14 protein-coding genes are annotated in these 17,367 nt (G+C 57.4%); 9 read left to right on the forward strand and 5 right to left on the reverse strand.

Translation table 11 applies throughout. The features are described from left to right. Positions 1–109 precede the first annotated feature (109 nt). The 5 genes from INR77_RS02650 to INR77_RS02670 all read left to right on the forward strand — a co-directional run bounded on the left by INR77_RS02650 (position 110) and on the right by INR77_RS02670 (position 5,450). Positions 110–1,279 carry an isovaleryl-CoA dehydrogenase gene (locus INR77_RS02650; protein WP_223072401.1) on the forward strand — a complete coding sequence of 390 codons (1,170 nt, stop codon included), beginning with the start codon at positions 110–112 and terminating at the stop codon, positions 1,277–1,279. A 337-nt stretch (positions 1,280–1,616) separates the two neighbouring features. Further along, positions 1,617–3,224: a carboxyl transferase domain-containing protein gene (locus INR77_RS02655; protein WP_223072402.1), complete on the forward strand. Its 1,608-nt coding sequence runs from the start codon at positions 1,617–1,619 to the stop codon at positions 3,222–3,224. Positions 3,225–3,259: 35 nt separating this feature from the next. Beyond that, the gene (locus INR77_RS02660) at positions 3,260–3,859 is read left to right on the forward strand and encodes an HNH endonuclease (RefSeq protein WP_223072403.1); all 600 of its coding nucleotides are present in this window, start codon (positions 3,260–3,262) and stop codon (positions 3,857–3,859) included. 178 nt (positions 3,860–4,037) lie between these two features. Then, on the forward strand, positions 4,038–4,667 hold the full coding sequence (locus INR77_RS02665) for a lysophospholipid acyltransferase family protein (RefSeq protein WP_223072404.1): 630 nt from the start codon (positions 4,038–4,040) through the stop codon (positions 4,665–4,667). Positions 4,668–4,814: 147 nt separating this feature from the next. After that, entirely contained in the window at positions 4,815–5,450 is a 636-nt protein-coding gene (locus INR77_RS02670) for a hypothetical protein (RefSeq protein ID WP_255573883.1), read from the forward strand. A 5-nt stretch (positions 5,451–5,455) separates the two neighbouring features. Here INR77_RS02670 and INR77_RS02675 read toward each other — a convergent pair whose 3' ends face one another. The 4 genes from INR77_RS02675 to gyrB all read right to left on the reverse strand — a co-directional run bounded on the left by INR77_RS02675 (position 5,456) and on the right by gyrB (position 10,959). Then, entirely contained in the window at positions 5,456–6,238 is a 783-nt protein-coding gene (locus INR77_RS02675) for a M50 family metallopeptidase (protein WP_255573884.1), read from the reverse strand. 19 nt (positions 6,239–6,257) lie between these two features. Continuing rightward, positions 6,258–7,457, reverse strand: a complete 1,200-nt coding sequence (locus INR77_RS02680) for an AI-2E family transporter (RefSeq protein WP_223072407.1) — start codon at positions 7,455–7,457, stop codon at positions 6,258–6,260. A gap of 88 nt (positions 7,458–7,545) precedes the next feature. Then, complete coding sequence (locus tag INR77_RS02685; RefSeq protein WP_223072408.1) at positions 7,546–8,370, reverse strand: FkbM family methyltransferase; 825 nt, start codon at positions 8,368–8,370, stop codon at positions 7,546–7,548. Positions 8,371–8,400: 30 nt separating this feature from the next. After that, the gene (gene gyrB, locus INR77_RS02690; protein WP_223072409.1) at positions 8,401–10,959 is read right to left on the reverse strand and encodes a DNA topoisomerase (ATP-hydrolyzing) subunit B; all 2,559 of its coding nucleotides are present in this window, start codon (positions 10,957–10,959) and stop codon (positions 8,401–8,403) included. Positions 10,960–11,045: 86 nt separating this feature from the next. On the opposite strand from gyrB, the gene INR77_RS02695 reads away from it, so the two are divergent. Next, a complete protein-coding gene (locus tag INR77_RS02695; RefSeq protein ID WP_255573885.1) occupies positions 11,046–11,786 on the forward strand; it encodes a ZIP family metal transporter in 741 nt (246 codons plus the stop codon). 3 nt (positions 11,787–11,789) lie between these two features. Here the strand turns inward: INR77_RS02695 and INR77_RS02700 are convergent, their stop codons facing one another. Beyond that, a complete protein-coding gene (locus tag INR77_RS02700; protein WP_223072410.1) occupies positions 11,790–12,782 on the reverse strand; it encodes a PIG-L family deacetylase in 993 nt (330 codons plus the stop codon). A gap of 118 nt (positions 12,783–12,900) precedes the next feature. On the opposite strand from INR77_RS02700, the gene INR77_RS02705 reads away from it, so the two are divergent. The 3 genes from INR77_RS02705 to INR77_RS02715 all read left to right on the forward strand — a co-directional run bounded on the left by INR77_RS02705 (position 12,901) and on the right by INR77_RS02715 (position 17,279). Then, a complete protein-coding gene (locus tag INR77_RS02705; protein ID WP_255573886.1) occupies positions 12,901–14,466 on the forward strand; it encodes a class I adenylate-forming enzyme family protein in 1,566 nt (521 codons plus the stop codon). A 558-nt stretch (positions 14,467–15,024) separates the two neighbouring features. Continuing rightward, on the forward strand, positions 15,025–16,599 hold the full coding sequence (guaA, locus tag INR77_RS02710) for a glutamine-hydrolyzing GMP synthase (protein ID WP_223072411.1): 1,575 nt from the start codon (positions 15,025–15,027) through the stop codon (positions 16,597–16,599). Between the two features lie 71 nt (positions 16,600–16,670). Continuing rightward, on the forward strand, positions 16,671–17,279 hold the full coding sequence (locus tag INR77_RS02715; RefSeq protein ID WP_223072412.1) for a YceI family protein: 609 nt from the start codon (positions 16,671–16,673) through the stop codon (positions 17,277–17,279). Positions 17,280–17,367 lie beyond the last annotated feature (88 nt).

Here is a 17,367-nt window from a genome sequence, read left to right on the forward strand (position 1 = left end):
ATTTCCAACGCTGTAGTGCCTACATTGAGGTGCTATAGCAACATTGGCGTGACCCAAGATAATTGCTAAGCAGCGCAATAATTGAACACGAGTTTGTGAGAGAGCACCGATGCGAGCCACCCCTGATTTCGATTTCCAGCTGGGCGAATCTGCTGAAATGATCCGCGAAAGTGTGGGCCGTTTTGTCGATGAACAGCTCATGCCATTGGGCGATAAAATCGACCGTGAGGATTATTTCCCGCGCGAGGAAGTGTGGCGCGCAATGGGCGATCTGGGGATGCACGGAATCACCGTCGATGAAGAAGATGGCGGGCTTGGCCTTGGATATATCGAACACGTGATCGCGGTCGAAGAGGTCGCGCGGGCAAGCGCGTCGCTCTCCTTATCCTACGGCGCGCACTCCAACCTTTGCATCAATCAAATCCGCCGCTGGGCTACGCCTGAACAAAAAGCAAAGTATCTGCCCAAACTGATCAGCGGGGAGCACGTCGGCTCGCTCGCCATGTCGGAAGCGGGCGCGGGTTCTGACGTTGTGTCGATGAAACTGAAGGCCGACGCGATTGAGGGCGGTTATGTGCTGAATGGCACCAAGTTTTGGATCACCAATGCAAGCGAGGCGGACACGCTGGTGGTCTACGCCAAGACCGACGGTGCCGCTGGTTCGCGCGGGATTACGGCATTCCTCATCGAAAAAGGTATGCCCGGCTTTTCCATCGGTCAGAAGATCGAGAAGGTTGGTATGCGTGGCTCTCCCACCGCAGAGCTGGTCTTCGACAATTGCGAAGTGCCCGAAGAAAACGTAATGGGCCCGGTCAATGGCGGCGTCGGCGTTTTGATGAGCGGTCTTGATTATGAACGCGTGGTGCTCGCCGGGCTTTCGATCGGTATCATGCAGGCGTGTCTCGACACGGTCATCCCTTACGTTCGCGAGCGTAAGCAATTCGGCAAACCCATCGGCTCGTTCCAGCTCATGCAGGGCAAGATCGCGGATATGTATGTCGCTCTGCAAACCGCGCGCGCCTATGTTTATGCGGTGGCCAAAGCGTGTGATGCGAACCAGACAACCCGCTTCGATGCGGCGGGCGCGATCCTTTATGCGAGCGAGAACTCGTTCAAAGTCGCAGCCGAAAGCGTCCAAGCGCTGGGCGGCGCAGGCTACACCACCGACTGGCCGGTCGAGCGTTATATGCGCGATGCGAAGCTTCTGGATATTGGCGCTGGCACCAATGAGATCCGCCGGATGCTGATCGGGCGCGAATTGATTGGGGCTGGCGGGTGATCCTTCACTATGTCGCCTTGGCGTTGGTCTTCATCGCCTCAGCCCACTACGTCTTCGCAGGTGACTTAACTCGCTGGCTCCTAAAGGCTGCTCGTTCGGACGAGGCAGGTCATCAGCTTCATAATGCCGTAATCGCGATATTTTTCGTTGCTCTTTTTTGGCTGGGAGGCACCGTGACGTTACTGCTTCTCCCCGGTATACCTCCAGAGCTTGAAACAGTTTTCGGTTCTATTGTCATCGTCGGAGTTTCGGTGAGTGCGATAAAAAGGCGCTCCCTGAACCCTCGGCCATTTCTCATGGTCGCTAGCGGCGCGCTCGTTATTATTGGGAATCAAATATGACTGCACCCGTTCTCACCACCAAGCTCGACATCGAAGCGCCTGAGGCGAAGGCGCGCGCGGAGCATAACAGAGCGCTTGCGAGCGACCTTCGCAAAGCGGTCGCAAAGGCCTCGCTCGGCGGGCCGGAGCGTAGCCGCGAGCGGCATGTGTCGCGCGGGAAACTCTTGCCCCGTGAGCGGGTGGAGCGGCTGCTCGATCCGGGTTCACCTTTCCTCGAAATCGGCCAGCTTGCCGCCAATGGGATGTATGAGGGTGATGTGAACGCTGCCTCCATCATCTGCGGCATCGGGCGCGTCTCGGGGCGTCAGGTAATGATCGTTTGCAACGATGCGACGGTGAAGGGCGGCACCTACTATCCGATGACGGTGAAGAAGCACCTTCGCGCGCAGGAAATCGCGCAGGAAAACCGCCTGCCGTGCATCTACCTCGTCGATAGCGGCGGGGCGAACCTCCCGCATCAGGCGGAGGTTTTTCCCGACCGCGATCACTTTGGGCGCATCTTCTTTAATCAGGCGAATATGTCGGCGCTTGGCATCCCGCAGATTGCCTGTGTGATGGGCTCTTGCACGGCGGGCGGCGCGTACGTTCCCGCTATGTCCGATGAGACGGTGATTGTGAGGAACCAAGGCACGATTTTCCTCGCTGGCCCTCCGCTGGTGAAGGCGGCGACGGGTGAGGAAATCAGCGCCGAGGATCTTGGCGGCGGTGACCTTCACGCGAGAAAATCGGGCGTGGTCGATCACTTGGCCGAGAATGACGAGCACGCGCTCACCATCGTGCGTGATATTGTCAGCCAGCTGGGCGCGAACACGGGGGCTGCCAAGGACATAGCATTGAAAGACCCGCGCCCGCCAAAGTTCGACGCTGACGACCTCTATTCCATTGTGCCCGACGATGTGCGCGCGCCTTATGATGTGAAAGAGGTGATTGCGCGGCTGGTGGACGGGTCCGAGTTCCACGAGTTCAAAGCGCATTACGGCTCAACGCTCGTTTGCGGGTTTGCGCATATCTGGGGGATGCCGGTCGGGATTATCGCCAATAACGGCGTGCTGTTCTCCGAAAGCGCTCAAAAGGGCGCGCACTTTATCGAGCTTGCCTGCCAGCGGCGCATCCCACTTCTTTTCCTGCAAAACATCAGCGGCTTTATGGTCGGCGGCAAATATGAGGCGGAAGGGATCGCCAAGCATGGCGCAAAGCTCGTGACCGCCGTTGCCACCGCCAGTGTGCCCAAGATCACCGTGGTCATCGGCGGCAGCTTTGGCGCAGGCAATTACGGCATGGCGGGCAGGGCCTACTCCCCGCGCTTCCTCTTCACCTGGCCCAATGCGCGGATCTCGGTGATGGGCGGAGAGCAAGCCGCATCCGTGCTAGCCACCGTGCACCGCGACGCGGACAAATGGAGCGAGGAAGAGGCCGAGGCCTTCAAAGCCCCGATACGGCAGAAGTATGAGGACGAAGGCAACCCCTACTACGCCACCGCAAGGCTGTGGGATGACGGGGTGATCGATCCGGTGCAGACTAGGGATGTGCTGGGGCTGGCGTTTGCGGCGACGCTGGAGGCACCGATTGCGGAGCGGCCTCAGTTCGGTGTGTTTAGAATGTAGTTGTTCCTATTACGTTCCGCTGTTACTTGTAGGCTATGGCTTATGAATCAGATTTAGATCCCGACCAATTGGCTATCATGACATGGTTCAAGCCGGAGGGTGCAAAGCGTTCCAAGAAGCTTGCTATTACCGCGGAGTTAGAGCGCGACTTCCGACACTGGTTAGACTCTGAATGTCGAGATCACGATCTAAAGGTTCATAAGTTTGTCTTTTCAAACGGCCAACCGAACTATCGATTGCAATGCACGAAATGTGGCTTTCATGAAGGTGCATGGATCGCCAAGACCAAAATCAGAGATTTAGACAGCGTTCCTGAAGGTTCCTCAAACGCTTACGACGACTACTATGATGGCCGGCGCAGAGCTTGGTCGGTCGTGCAGTCAGACCACTTTGCTCAACAAGATTCTCAAAATGCGCTTGAATATCAAGAGTATCTCAATTCGTCTGAATGGCGAGATAAGCGTGAAAAGGTGCTCAAAAGAGCAAACGGAACATGCGAAGGGTGCTTGGATCGGGCGGCCACTGAAGTGCATCACATCACTTACGAGCACATTGGCGAAGAATTTCTTTGGGAGCTTAGAGCCGTTTGCCAACAATGTCATGATCGCATTCATCAAAGCGAGGAAGAGCAGTAAACTTGGGGCCGGCGCAATAGACGCAATGAAGCCCCTAGCTTGATCGTGAAATGGATCCTGAAACAAGTTCAGGATGACGGTTGTGGGACGGTGGTGCTCACCCTCACGCATCAAATCCCTCTCGCTTTCCGCAACGTAACTGCTAAGCCGTTGGCCGAGAGAGAAGAGGGATCATCGCTTGAAACATAACGAAACCCGCAATGTCACGTTGCTGTCGCGGCTCGTGAACCGGATCATTTTGTTCTTCTATCACTGGATGGGATGGCAGATCGAAGAGCGCTTTCCGCAAGGCGTGAAGAAATGCGTGATCGCGGGCGCGCCGCATACCTCCAACTGGGATTTCGTCTTCTTCGCAGGCGCGACCAAGAAGCTCGGCATCCAACCCAACTTCATGGGAAAGCACACGCTGTTCCAAGGGGTAATGCGCAATTTCATGCTCGATATGGGCGGAATTTCCGTTGACCGGACCCGCCGCGCCAACACGGTCGAGCAGATGAAAGAAGAATTCGCGCGCCGCACCGAGCTCAATCTGGTGATCGCCGTGGAAGGCACGCGAAGCTCGGACGGCAAGTGGAAATCGGGCTTTTACAACATCGCCAAGGCAGCGGGTGTACCCATCGTTTTGGCCTATGCTGACAATGACAAACGCACCATCGGCTTTAGTCCGCCCATGATGCCAACGGGCAATTACGGTGAAGACTTGCTCAAGATCGCTGAGTGGTTCCGCTCCAAAATACCCGATCTTGAACGCTACAAAGTGCTGGAACAGCAGGCCAAAGACATTATCGCGGGCAAAAACGAGTTCTAGGCGCCAGATGAGCAGGGCATGGCTACCTAAGGGCCTTTCATCGAATTTTATGTCGCGCTGCACCAATTTTGTGACATTATGCCTTTAACCCTTCGCACAGCATCCCTATCTACGTCGCCAGTCAGGAGACGTCCCCAAGTCATGCCCATGACCGAAGAAACCCGCCAGAAAGAGCGCAATCGCATCGCGACCATGGTCGTTGACCTTGTGAAACAGCGCGGGACGGAGATTTCCTATGCAACCGCGCAAACCGAAAGCGGCCTGTCGCGCAGCCGGTTTGAATGGGTGTTTCCCGATTATGACGATCTGTTTGATGCGGTCGCGGCGATCTGGCTTGCCCCGCATATGAAAGCGATGGAGGAGGTGCTCGAAACCGACCTTCCTCCGACGCGCAAAATGTATGAATTTTTCCGTCAACGCTTCGTGATCTCGCGTCAGCGCTGGCGTGATGATCCAGAAAACTTCACCATGATCTGCGAAATGGGCGCGGCCAATTTTGAGCGCGTGCGTTCCTATGTCGATCTGGCGGACCACTATCTGTGCGAGCTTATCGTTCAGGCTCAGGCCGAGGGGTATTTCGCCGGGCTTTCGATTGATGAAACCTTGTCTTTGATCAATCAGATGGTGTCCAATTACACCATTCCGGATTCGCTCATTTACCTCGGCGAAAAACTGACCGAGGAAAAGCTGGCGCGCATCGTTGATACGATCTTCATCGGTCTGTCAGGCGAAGCTGGTGAGGAGTCCAAGGGCGTAAACACCATCCGCGTCGCCACACACTGAGGCATTTAGCGGTCGCGGTCTGTCAATCGCCGGAATTGCAGGACATTGGCAGGACGTTTGGGCTGAAGCGCAAGGCGACGTTTTTCCGATAAGGCATATTTGAGGCTCGCCCCCACCATGATTGCCGATGTCAGCAGGATGAGGATTGCCCAGACCCAGTGCGGGAGGAGAAGTGCGGCTTCGATCTGGCCCGTGTCAGAGAGCATTGAGCGCCCGCCAATCACAACCTCTTCGGTGAAGAAATATCTGCAATCGTTCAGCATACTCATCGCACCCAGCACGCCCAGAAACTGCAGGGCAAAGCGGTTGAAGCCGGGCGCGGCTTTCCATGCGATGAGAGCAAGGGTGAGGGCAATCAGCGGCAGAACCGCAAAGCCTGTGCTTGAGCGTACATAGAGGATAACCGAGGCAAACAGGGCCGCTGACAAACCCCAAAGGGCCGGACGCCACAGTTTTGGGTGCGCGCTTGCGAGGATCAGGGCTGAGCCAACGAAAATCGGGCCAAGGGGCCCTCCCGCTGCGATCCCTGCGCGCAGAAGGCGCGATGCGTCGCTGGCGATCCGGCTTTCCGCGACACCGGAGCCATCGGCAAATATCTGCAAGCGGACAAAGTCCTGCCCCAACAATTGCGCAGCCAGTCCGTGGCCCATTTCATGAAACCATGTGGTCACAATGGTGAAGGGGTAGACGAGGTAATTGCCAAAGGGGAGCGCAGGCAGCGCCATCACGATAAAGCCTGCAAGGATAAGACGGCCAACTTCCTCCGCCTGACTTCCCGGTGTGACCATAGAGCGCATCGTTTTGGGCCTATCCGTCCTGTGTCTGCAAGGCTTTTGCGGCCTCGCTGTCGGAAAGGCGTTCAAGCTGTTCCAGCTCCTCATCGCTGCGCGCGCGCCCATCAACGCCCACTCTCATGCGATAGCGCTCCAGCGATTCTTCGTCCTCGGCGCGCAGCTCTTGCAGGATCGACCAGCTTGCAAGGAACATCCCGGCGACCAGAGGGCCAAGCACAATGCCGGAAAAACCAGCGAGCGAAATGCCGCCCAGCGTGGTCACCAAGATGATCCAGTCGGGAATACCCGTGTCGCGGCCCACGAGGATGGGGCGAAGGACATTGTCGACGCTTGAGATAATGATAGCGCCTGCGCCAAGAACGAAAACGCCCTGCCATACCTCGCCGATAACGATCAGCCATATACCCGCAGGCACCCAAACAAGCGCTGTGCCGACTGCCGGAATAAGCGCAAGGATTGCCATCATCACGCCCAGCAGCAAGGATGAGGGCACGCCCGCAATGGCGAGCACAATGCCGCCAATCGTGCCTTGTACTACACCAACCACGCCCGATCCCTTGATGACGGCGCGGACAATTCCAAGAAAACGCTCAGCCAGTCTTTCGGCAATTTCGCGGTCGAGCGGAGCGGAGTGCACCAGTGTCTCGCCGATGCGCGAGCCGTCGCGCAGGAGAAAGAACAGGACATAAAGTCCGATCGCAAAGCTTAAGAAGAAACCGAGCGCACCGCTGCCGATAGAGATCGCCTCGCTTGCGATAATGCCTGCGCTTTCGCCCAATATTTCCTGCAAGCGGTCCTGAATGGTGGCGAAATTGGAAAACCCATTGTCGGCGGCAAAGCGTTGAACGGGTTCAGGAAGCATAGCGTAGACGTCATCGATGACCGCTCTGACATCGATGGGGTTGGCTTGCAGCTCATTGATAAGCTTGATCGCTTCATTGACAACCACAGAACCCAGCCAGAGCGCTGGCAAGAGCACTGCGACAAAGATAATCACCAGCGAAAGCGCGGCTGCCGGATTACGCCGTCCGCGCGTCTTTATCAGCGACCATTTGTATAAAGGCTGGAACATGATCGCTGCCAGTGTCGCCCACATAAGCGGTCCGACAAAGGGCCATGTAACCCAAACGAGCAACACGGAAACTGTCGCCAGAATAAGGAGAAAGCTCCAATGTTCGAGCGCGGTTGTATCGTTGGGTTCAGCTTCTGACATTGCTTATGATGTCGGGCTTTAAGGGGCTAAGATCAAGAGCCTGCACGCATGAAGAATTGCGTCCTGGCAATAATTGGTCGCTCAGGCCTTAGCGTTGCAGGACAAGAAGTTGATCGACATCTCCCGGCTTTGCGAGGATTTCGCTTTTGCTTGTGGCGACTATGCCGCGCCATCGGTGAATATAGCTGAGCGAAAAGCCCTGATGCTCGAATGTGTCGATAAAGGCGCCTGCGTCGCCATAGCGACCCGGAGTGAATTCCAAGATTACAGTAAGTGGGCGAGGGTTCGCAATGCGTTTGTCCATTCCGGCCCATACAGCTTCCTCAGCCCCTTCGACGTCGATCTTTACAAAGTCGCAGTCTTCCAGATCAGCGATCTCATCGAACCGCGCGGTTGGCACCTTGACCTCTTCGTGGCCGGGCCTGGGATGGACGGTTGCATTCATTGGCCGCGAGGGGTCGATGAAAAAATCAATTTCGCCATTGGCGTTACTCAATGCGATTTCATGCACCACAGTGCGCCGCGCGAAGCTGTTGATTTCGACCGTATCGCGCAGGAGTTTTGCAATATGAGGGTTGGGCTCAAATGCGTGCACAGCGCCCGAAGCACCGACACGTTCAGCCATTATCAGGGTGAAGTACCCAAGGTTGGCGCCAAGATCGACCGCTTTCATGCCTTTCTTGACGAGCCGTGCCATCACTTCGGTGTGCGCCATTTCCCAATAGCCATCGGTGAGCATATGGGGTGCAAAGGCCACATCGCGTGTGTCGAGGAACATCTTGTAACGGCCAAGAACGCGGGCAAGGGCAATATGATCGCCAAGATAGGCGTTCTGGCACGCATCGCGGATGAAGTTCTGATTGCTCAGCCTTCTCAGCAGCCCGAGCTTGCGCAGCTGGAACCGGGCTTTCATAGGCCTTCGCCTGAAGCCAAGACCATGAGCTTAAACGTCGAGATTTGCGACACTCAACGCGTTGTCCTGAATAAACTCGCGGCGCGGCTCGACCACATCACCCATGAGCCTTGTGAAAATCTCATCGGTCACATCTGCGTCTTCGACCTTTACCTGCAGAAGGATGCGGTTTTCCGGGTCGAGCGTGGTTTCCCAAAGCTGTTCGGGGTTCATCTCGCCAAGACCTTTATAACGGCTGATCGAGAGGCCCTTGCGCCCGGCGGCGAGCACCGCTTCGAGCAACTGGCTCGGGCGCGTGATCGCGTCTTCGGCGAGGACGGCAGTGTCGTCGCCTGTATCCTCATCGCTTTCGGTGTCTGCTTCCGCCTCGCTTTCCTCGCCTGCCTTCACGAAGCGCACTGGCGCGCCATAGGCGTCAGCCTGATCGGCGGCGATGGAGTGGAGCTTTTGCGCCTCGGTTGAGGTGAGGAAGCGCCCTTCGATTTCGTGCACGTCGGTAACGCCGCGCCACAAACGCGAGAACTGAACGGTGCCGCTTTCGAGCACGCGCACGCTCCATTTCGCGTCCTGATCGCCCGCCTCAAGCCTTTCGGCGGTTTCTTCGAGCGCTCTGAGCTGTTCGGCATCGGACAATCCCGGCTGAAGTGCGCCGGAAAGGGCCATCTGCTCGATAATACCGGTGTTGTAACGGCGCGGCACGAAGGCGATCATGTTTTTAAGGCGCAATGCCCCATCGACGAGGGCGCGCAAATCTTCGCCCGAACGCGCACCGCCGGAGGTTTCAAGGATCCGTCCCTGTAGCCCTGCATCCACCAGATAGCGGTCAAGTGCGCCCTCGTCCTTGAGGTACACCTCGCTTTTGCCCTTCGCGACTTTGAACAAAGGCGGCTGAGCGATGTAGAGGTGCCCTGCCTTGATGATTTCGGGCATCTGGCGGTGAAAGAAGGTCAGCAGCAGTGTGCGGATGTGCGCCCCGTCGACGTCAGCGTCGGTCATGATCACAATCTTGTGATAGCGCAGCTTCTCAAGGTCAAATTCGTCGCGGATACCGGTGCCCATCGCCTGGATGAGAGTGCCGACCTCTTTGGACGAAATGATCCGGTCAAAGCGCGCGCGCTCGACGTTCAAAATCTTACCCTTAAGCGGAAGGATCGCCTGATACTGGCTGTCACGCCCGCCTTTGGCTGAGCCACCTGCGGAATCACCCTCGACCAGGAAGATTTCGGCCTTGGTCGCATCGCGCTCGCGGCAATCGGAGAGTTTTCCGGGAAGCGAAGCCACGCTCATCGCGCCCTTGCGGCTCATTTCGCGGGCGCGTTTTGCCGCTTCACGCGCGGCGGCGGCATCGATGATCTTTTGGATGATGGCCTTGGCATCGGCCGGATTTTCCTCCAGCCACTCGGTCATCTTCTCACCCATCAGCGATTCCAGCGGCTGGCGCACCTCGGAGGAGACGAGCTTGTCTTTGGTTTGCGAAGAGAATTTGGGATCGGGCAGTTTCACGCTGACAATCGCGGTCAAACCTTCGCGCATATCTTCGCCGGACAGCGAGACTTTCTCTTTCTTCAGAAGCCCCTCGCGGTCGGCATAGCCATTCAGCGTCCGTGTGAGCGCAGCACGGAAGGCCGCCAAGTGTGTGCCCCCGTCGCGTTGAGGGATATTGTTGGTGAAACACAGCACGTTTTCATAATAGCTGTCGTTCCATTCGAGAGCGACGTCGATGCCAATCCCGTCCTTCTCCGCCGAGACGGAAATGGGATCGGAAATGAGCGCTTCCTTGTTGCGATCGAGCCAACGCACGAAGGCAGCAATCCCGCCTTCGTAGAACAGGTCGTGTTCGACCACCTCCTCATGGCGCTTATCGCGGATGAGAATGCGCACGCCTGAATTAAGGAAGGCCAGCTCACGATAACGATGCTCAAGCTTTTCAAAATCGAACTCGGTGACGTTTTTGAACGTATCGGTCGATGCTTTGAAGGTGACGCGTGTGCCTTTTTTGAAGCCATCATCGTCCGGGTTTTGATCAACCTTGGGCGCGTCGCCTTTGACTTCGAGGCTGTTCACCGCATCGCCGTGCTCAAAGCGCATCCAGTGCTCTTTACCCTCGCGCCAGATGGTAAGCTCAAGCCATTCGGACAGCGCGTTCACCACCGAGACGCCCACGCCGTGCAGGCCGCCAGAAACCTTGTAAGCGTTGTCGTCTGATGTGTTTTCAAACTTACCGCCAGCGTGCAGCTGCGTCATGATGACTTCTGCGGCTGAGACGCCTTCCTCCTTGTGCATCCCCACCGGAATGCCGCGCCCGTTGTCCTCGACAGAGACGCTGCCATCGGGATTGAGTTCGATCAAAACAAGGTCGCAGTGCCCTGCCAACGCTTCATCGATGGCGTTATCGGACACTTCGAACACCATGTGATGCAGGCCAGAGCCATCATCAGTGTCACCGATATACATCCCAGGGCGCTTGCGGACCGCGTCAAGACCCTTCAAAACCTTAATGGAATCAGCGCCATATTCGCCTTGACGTTTTTCAGGGGCACTGCTGCCAGTGGGGGCGTTTTGCGGTTCGTTATTCGAAGTGTTGTCCATCCCCAATATATAGGCGCTGAGAGAGCGAAGCTAAAGGTTTTCATGCGCCAATCCCGTGCTTTTCCACCGCCTAAAGCATCATCAAAGTGGAACGCTCTAAAGGCCTCGCGCATTGTCGCCTTATGGCCATGATGTTTGTCGTGATTGCAGTAGTCAGCGGGGCGCTGATTATCGGGGCTTTGTGGGGTGCCTATGGGCATTTGGGCAAGCAGCTTGAGGGCTTCCTTGTCGCTATTGCCGGCGGTGCGCTGCTGCTCTCGGTAACGACAGAGCTGATCCAGCCCGCTATCGAACAAAGCTCTGTGTTACACGCCATGGCAGGTGTTGGCGCGGGCGCATTGGTGTTCGTGTTTGTCGATCGTCTGATCGCCAACAAGATGGGCGAGGATTCAGGCGGAGGATTGCTTGCTGCGATCACGCTTGACGGTATTCCTGAAAACCTTGCCCTTGGCGTCGCCTTGATTGCTGCTGGACCGATGGAGGTTGCCGCACTGGCAGGTTCGATCCTTCTGTCCAACTTGCCCGAGGCGGCGGGCGGTGCGCGCGATATGCGCGACAGCGGGTGGAGCAAGGCGCGCATTGTTGCAATATGGGCGGTAACAGCCGCTATCCTGTCGCTAGCGGCGATTGCTGGTAATATGCTGCTCGATACCGTTAGTGAGAGCACGCTTGCAATTATACGATCCTTTGCTGCCGGGGCAGTGGTGGCGAGCCTTGCGACCGAAGTCTTCCCCAAAGCCTATGACGAGGATTGCCAATGGGCCGGGATTGCGACCGCCATTGGCGTGATCCTCGCCTTTACGCTCGGTTCGCTTGGCGCAGGTTAGGCTTTAGCGAGGCTTTGCAAAGGCGAGGCGGAACGCCACTTTCCCGCGCCACACCTGTTGGTGCAGCGTTCCGGCAAGCGCTTGGCGGGCAGCTCCATCGAACTGGCTTTCATAACAATTGACCGCTGCCATTGCGGCATCAAGGTCAAAGGGCTCATAGGCGATCCGATCGGTGATGAGCGATGGATGCGTGCGCGCCCAGCCTTCAAAGCCGGGAGGTGCATCGCTGTCATCCTCTCCGCCCTCGCTGAGGGGAAAGGCAGCGTAGAGCAGGTCAGGCCGATCTGGCCCCATGGCTTGCACAATCTGTGTGACCGCGCTTGATGTGATGCGGTGGTCAGCGTGGCCATAACCGCCATCAGGCCCCCAGGTCATAATGACGCTTGGGTCGTGCAGCGCGATAAGCCCGGCAATCCTCTCGCCCATATCGCGCATCGCCGTTTGCGTATTGCGCGCTTGCGTCGCCAGCGTACCATCGCCCAAACGCCAGTAAATCGGCTCTTCCAGTCCCAGCGCAAAGGCTGAGCAGCGCGCTTCGTCTTCGCGCAAATCGGCAAGCGCATCGCCTGGCTCAAGCCCGCTTACGCCAGGCCCCTGATCCCCGCTGGTTGCAAAAACGAGCGTCACCTCGCCCCCTTCGCGCGCAATGCGGGCGAGCGCAGGGGCGAATACGAGTTCGTCATCAGGGTGCGCGACAATTGCAAGCACGGAAGGTGCGCCGGTGCCCGCTCGCGGTTGACCGCGCGTTGATTGGTCGGCGGGCTGTTCGGTTGGCTGCCCGGTTGGCTGTTCATCTTGCGCTTCGCTCGGCGGCGCCTCACCGGGCATAAGCCGGGTTACAACCTGTCCGTCGTCAAGCGTCTCTTCCTTGCCGATAATCGAAGGCTTGGCGATGTCTTGTGCTGATAATGCGCTTGATGAGGCGAGCACTAAGGCTGCGCTGGCGCAGGCGAGTACGCATTTGATCGGTTTCCTCAACTCATCACCTCGCAGCATTGCTATTACTCCTTGCGCCGCCAATCTGCGGCAAAGGGGTAAAGAATTCCGCACCATCTCCCCGTAAAATCTGCAAAACACTTGCGAAGGCGCGTTCATCAACGCATTCATTCGTGCCATGAATGACAACACAATCAGCGCCGTTATGGGAGAGCGCCTCGCACAGAGCTTCGGCTCTTTTCCGCAAATCTTGCAGATGTGGTCGCAGGCACAGCCTGATGCGATCGCGATTGTCGATGACACACGTGATGTCGCCTGGGCCGAGCTTATCGGAGAGGTCGAGCGGCTCGCCGCGCGCCTTGTCGAAACGGGCCTTGAGCGGGGTCAATCGGTTGCGATCCTCGGTACAAGCAGCGTCAATTACGCCCTCGTTTTCCTGGCGGCCATACGTGCAGGCGGGGTTGCAGCGCCGCTGACCACAAGCGCCTCGCCGCAGCAGCTTGCCGGGATGGCCAAGGATTCGGGCGCGCGCCACCTCTTCATTGACGCAGCAAAGGCCAGTGAACTTGGCCCCGATTTCATGGCGGAGATGATCCGCGTGCCCTTGGAGGAGATCGGCACATGGATGGCGGCTCCCGGCACTCGCGCGCCCGATTTTGTGCCTGAGCCAAGCGATGCATTCAATATCATTTATTCCAGCGGCACCACTGGCATTCCCAAGGGAATTGTCCATTCGCACAAAATGCGCTGGCTGCAATTTGCATCGACCGCCGTCTCCTATCTCGAAGCCGGTTTTGCGGTGCGCAGCCTTGCCTCAACGCCGCTTTATTCGAACACCACAATGGTCGGCTTTTTGCCTGTCCTTCTCGCGGGCGGCACCGTTCGGGTGATGGGCAAATTTGATTGCGCGCGCTGGCTGGGACACGCATCAAAAGACCGCACGACGATCACCATGCTGGTGCCCGTCCAGTATCAACGCCTGATGGATTTTGACGGCTTTGACGATTTCGATTTGAGCTCGCTCACTCTCAAATACTGCACTTCAGCGCCTTTTTCCGCTGAGCTTAAGCGCGAGGTTTTGGCGCGGATGCCGGGCGGGTTGGTCGAGATATATTCGATGACTGAAGGGGGCGTTGTGTGCCTTTTGCAAGCGCACGAATTTCCCGACAAACTCCACACCGTCGGCAGGCCTGCTCCGGGGAGCGAATTGAAGGTGCTCGACGATGACGACAACGAAGTGGCACCGGGCACTCCGGGCAATCTGATTGGTCGATCAGCCACTATGATGAGCGGCTATAAAAACCAGCCCGACAAAACGTCCGAGGCGCAATATGTCGATGAAAATGGCGATGTCTGGATGCGCATGGGCGACATAGCCCGCGTCGATGAAGATGGCTTCGTCGAGCTTGTCGGGCGGTCTAAAGACATGATTATTTCAGGCGGCTTCAACATCTATCCCATCGACCTTGAAAACGAGCTTTTGAAAGAAGGCGACGTTGTTGAGGCGGCTGTCATCGGTGTGCCATCAAAGGCATGGGGAGAAACGCCGGTGGGTTTCGTGGTGCTGGGTGAAAGCGCGCGTGTGACCAGCGACATTCTGGCAAGCGTGAACGCGCGCCTAGGCAAAACGCAGCGCCTCTCTCAACTTTTCGCAATTGAGGAAATGCCGCGCAGCCACATCGGCAAGCTTCTGAAAACCGAGCTTCGCGATGAGGCGGCGGCCCGCATGAGCGATAACGCATGAGCGATACCGCTTGAGCGCCTTGACCGAAAAGGTTTGAGACGCGGCCACCATTGGGAGAGGGAGAGAGAGTGGTGGCCGCGTCTCGCTCGCTGCTTATCGCAGCAAAGCGCCTTGCACGTCAGCGTCGCGTTTGCAGATCCCAGCGCTCACTATTGCAGCACCACACAAACGCTCAACGCCGACTATCAAGACAAACAACCACAGCGAGGGGGCGCTGCTCTAGCGCAAAGCCTTTGGGGTGGAAGGCCCGGATGCTGGAAGACATCGAGGCTGCCCAAAGGCGCGCTATGATTTGGCTGCTGGCCTTGCGGCAAGCGGTCCGACGACGCGAAAAGTCGGGGAAAGCTTCAACGTCGCCTGACGCGCGGCCGCCAGTTTGGAGAAGAGAAGAGGCTGGCGGTGACGCGCTGGGGCTCTAATGATGTTCGATGGCGTGAAACTCAAATGACAAAATGCGCAGATAGATTGCAAAATATGCAACAAAAGATTTCGCGAATTTGCACTCTCACACAGCGCGGTGCTGGACAGTGAGCACGGCGCTGCATTAACGGCGCTATCATGCAAGCAGATCATCTTCCAGATTCGATCCTGATTGTCGATTTCGGCAGCCAGGTAACGCAACTAATCGCGCGCCGCGTGCGCGAAGCGGGTGTCTATTCCGAAATTGCGCCTTTCACCATGGCCGAAGAGGCGTTCAAGCGGCTTAATCCCAAGGGGATTATCCTTTCAGGCTCGCCCGCGAGCGTCCCTGACGAAGGTAGCCCCCGTTGCCCGCAAAGCTTTTTTGAAGCGGGCGTTCCTATCCTTGGCATCTGCTATGGCCAGCAAGTGATGAGCCAGCAATTGGGCGGTGAAGTGCGCCCGGGGCATGAAACCGGAGAAGGCGGCGAATTTGGCCGCGCTTATCTCACTGTGACCAAGGATTGCGCCTTGTTCGATGGCCTTTGGGCCGAGGGAGAGCGCCATCAGGTCTGGATGAGCCACGGCGACAAGGTCACCCAATTTGCGCCCGGCTTTGAAATCGTTGCAACCTCCGACGGCGCGCCTTTCGCGGTGATCGCTGACGAAAAACGCAAGTTCTACGGCACCCAGTTCCACCCCGAAGTCGTCCATACGCCCGACGGAGGCAAGCTGCTGGCCAATTTCGTGCGCCATGTCTGCGGTCTTGCAGGCGATTGGACCATGGCCGAATTTCGCAAAACCAAGATTGAGGAAATTCGCGAGCAAGTAGGCGATGGCCGCGTCATTTGCGGTCTGTCGGGCGGGGTCGATTCGGCTGTGGCAGCGGTCCTCATCCACGAGGCAATCGGCGACCAGTTGACCTGCGTTTATGTTGATCACGGCCTTATGCGCCTCAATGAAACCGAGCAGGTCGTCACCCTTTTCCGCGACCATTATAATATCCCGCTCGTCGCGGTGGATGCTGAGGAGACATTCTTGGCTGGCCTCAAAGGCGTCACCGATCCTGAGAAAAAGCGCAAATTTATCGGCGCTGCCTTCATCGATCTGTTCGAAGCAGAGGCCAAAAAAGTCGGCGGGGCGGATTTCTTGGCACAGGGCACGCTTTACCCCGATGTGATCGAAAGCGTCAGCTTCACCGGCGGGCCATCGGTCACGATCAAGAGCCACCACAATGTCGGCGGCCTTCCAGAGCGTATGAACATGGAACTGGTCGAGCCTTTGCGCGAACTTTTCAAAGACGAGGTGCGCGATCTGGGCCGCGAGCTTGGTTTGCCAGAAGCTTTCGTAGGGCGTCATCCGTTCCCCGGCCCCGGCCTTGCGATCCGCATCCCCGGCGAAGTCACCAAGGAACGCTGTGACATCTTGCGCAAAGCCGATGCGATTTACCTTGAAGAGATTCGCAACGCCGGGCTTTATGATGCAATCTGGCAGGCCTTTGCTGTGCTGCTCCCGGTCAAAACCGTAGGCGTGATGGGCGACGGGCGCACCTATGACAGCGTGTGCGGCCTTCGCGCGGTGACCTCAACCGACGGCATGACCGCCGATGTGTACCCCTTCGACGCGGGCTTCCTGACCCAAGTCGCAACCCGCATCGTGAACGAAGTGCAGGGCATCAACCGCGTGGTCTATGACTACACGTCGAAGCCTCCGGGCACGATTGAGTGGGAATAGGTCGAAACCTTTGCCCAGCATCTTCGTTCTGATAGCAAGACATTAAATCAATTCTTGAACGGATTACGACCATGACAGCCTTGCGTATTGCAGCCGCCTCAACGCTCCTGACCCTCGCAGCTTGCGGGCAAACCGCGAGCGAACCTGCTCCCGTGATCGAGGGCGCATGGGAGGTCGACAGCGCCGCGTCCGAGCTTTCCTATGTTTCGATCAAGGCTGGCGAGATCGCTGAAACCAACAGCTTTGAAACGCTTACCGGAACGGTTCAGGGCAATGGCGAAGCGACCGTCGAAATCGACCTCGCGAGTGTTTCCACCGGCGTTGACATCCGCAACGAGCGGATGCGCGAGATTTTCTTTAACGTGGCCGACAATCCCAAGGCGACAGTCACAGCCAAGATTGATCCCGCCGCGTTTGAGGCGCTGGGTGTGGGCGAAAGCCTTGATACTACCCTTGATGGCACGCTCTCACTGGTGGGGGTCGAGGCCCCGTTTCAGGCCGAGGTGAGCGTCACGCGCGCCGGACCTGACCGCGTGATTGCTGTCACTGACAAACCGGTAATCGTAAACGCGGCCCAGTTCGAACTCGTCGATGAGTTGGCTGAGCTTCAAGAACTCGCAGGGCTCCCATCCATAACGCCGGTTGTGCCAGTTACCTTCTCGATTGCGTTCCAGCGGTAAACTCGCGGCCTTTTCATTTGAGCCAGATCAATGCTTTGCGCTCAGCCGCGCGGCAGGGTTCTTTTCACGCTTTTGATGGAAAGGGCCG

Source organism: Erythrobacter sp. SCSIO 43205 (assembly GCF_019904235.1).
In the GTDB taxonomy this organism is placed as follows: domain Bacteria; phylum Pseudomonadota; class Alphaproteobacteria; order Sphingomonadales; family Sphingomonadaceae; genus Erythrobacter.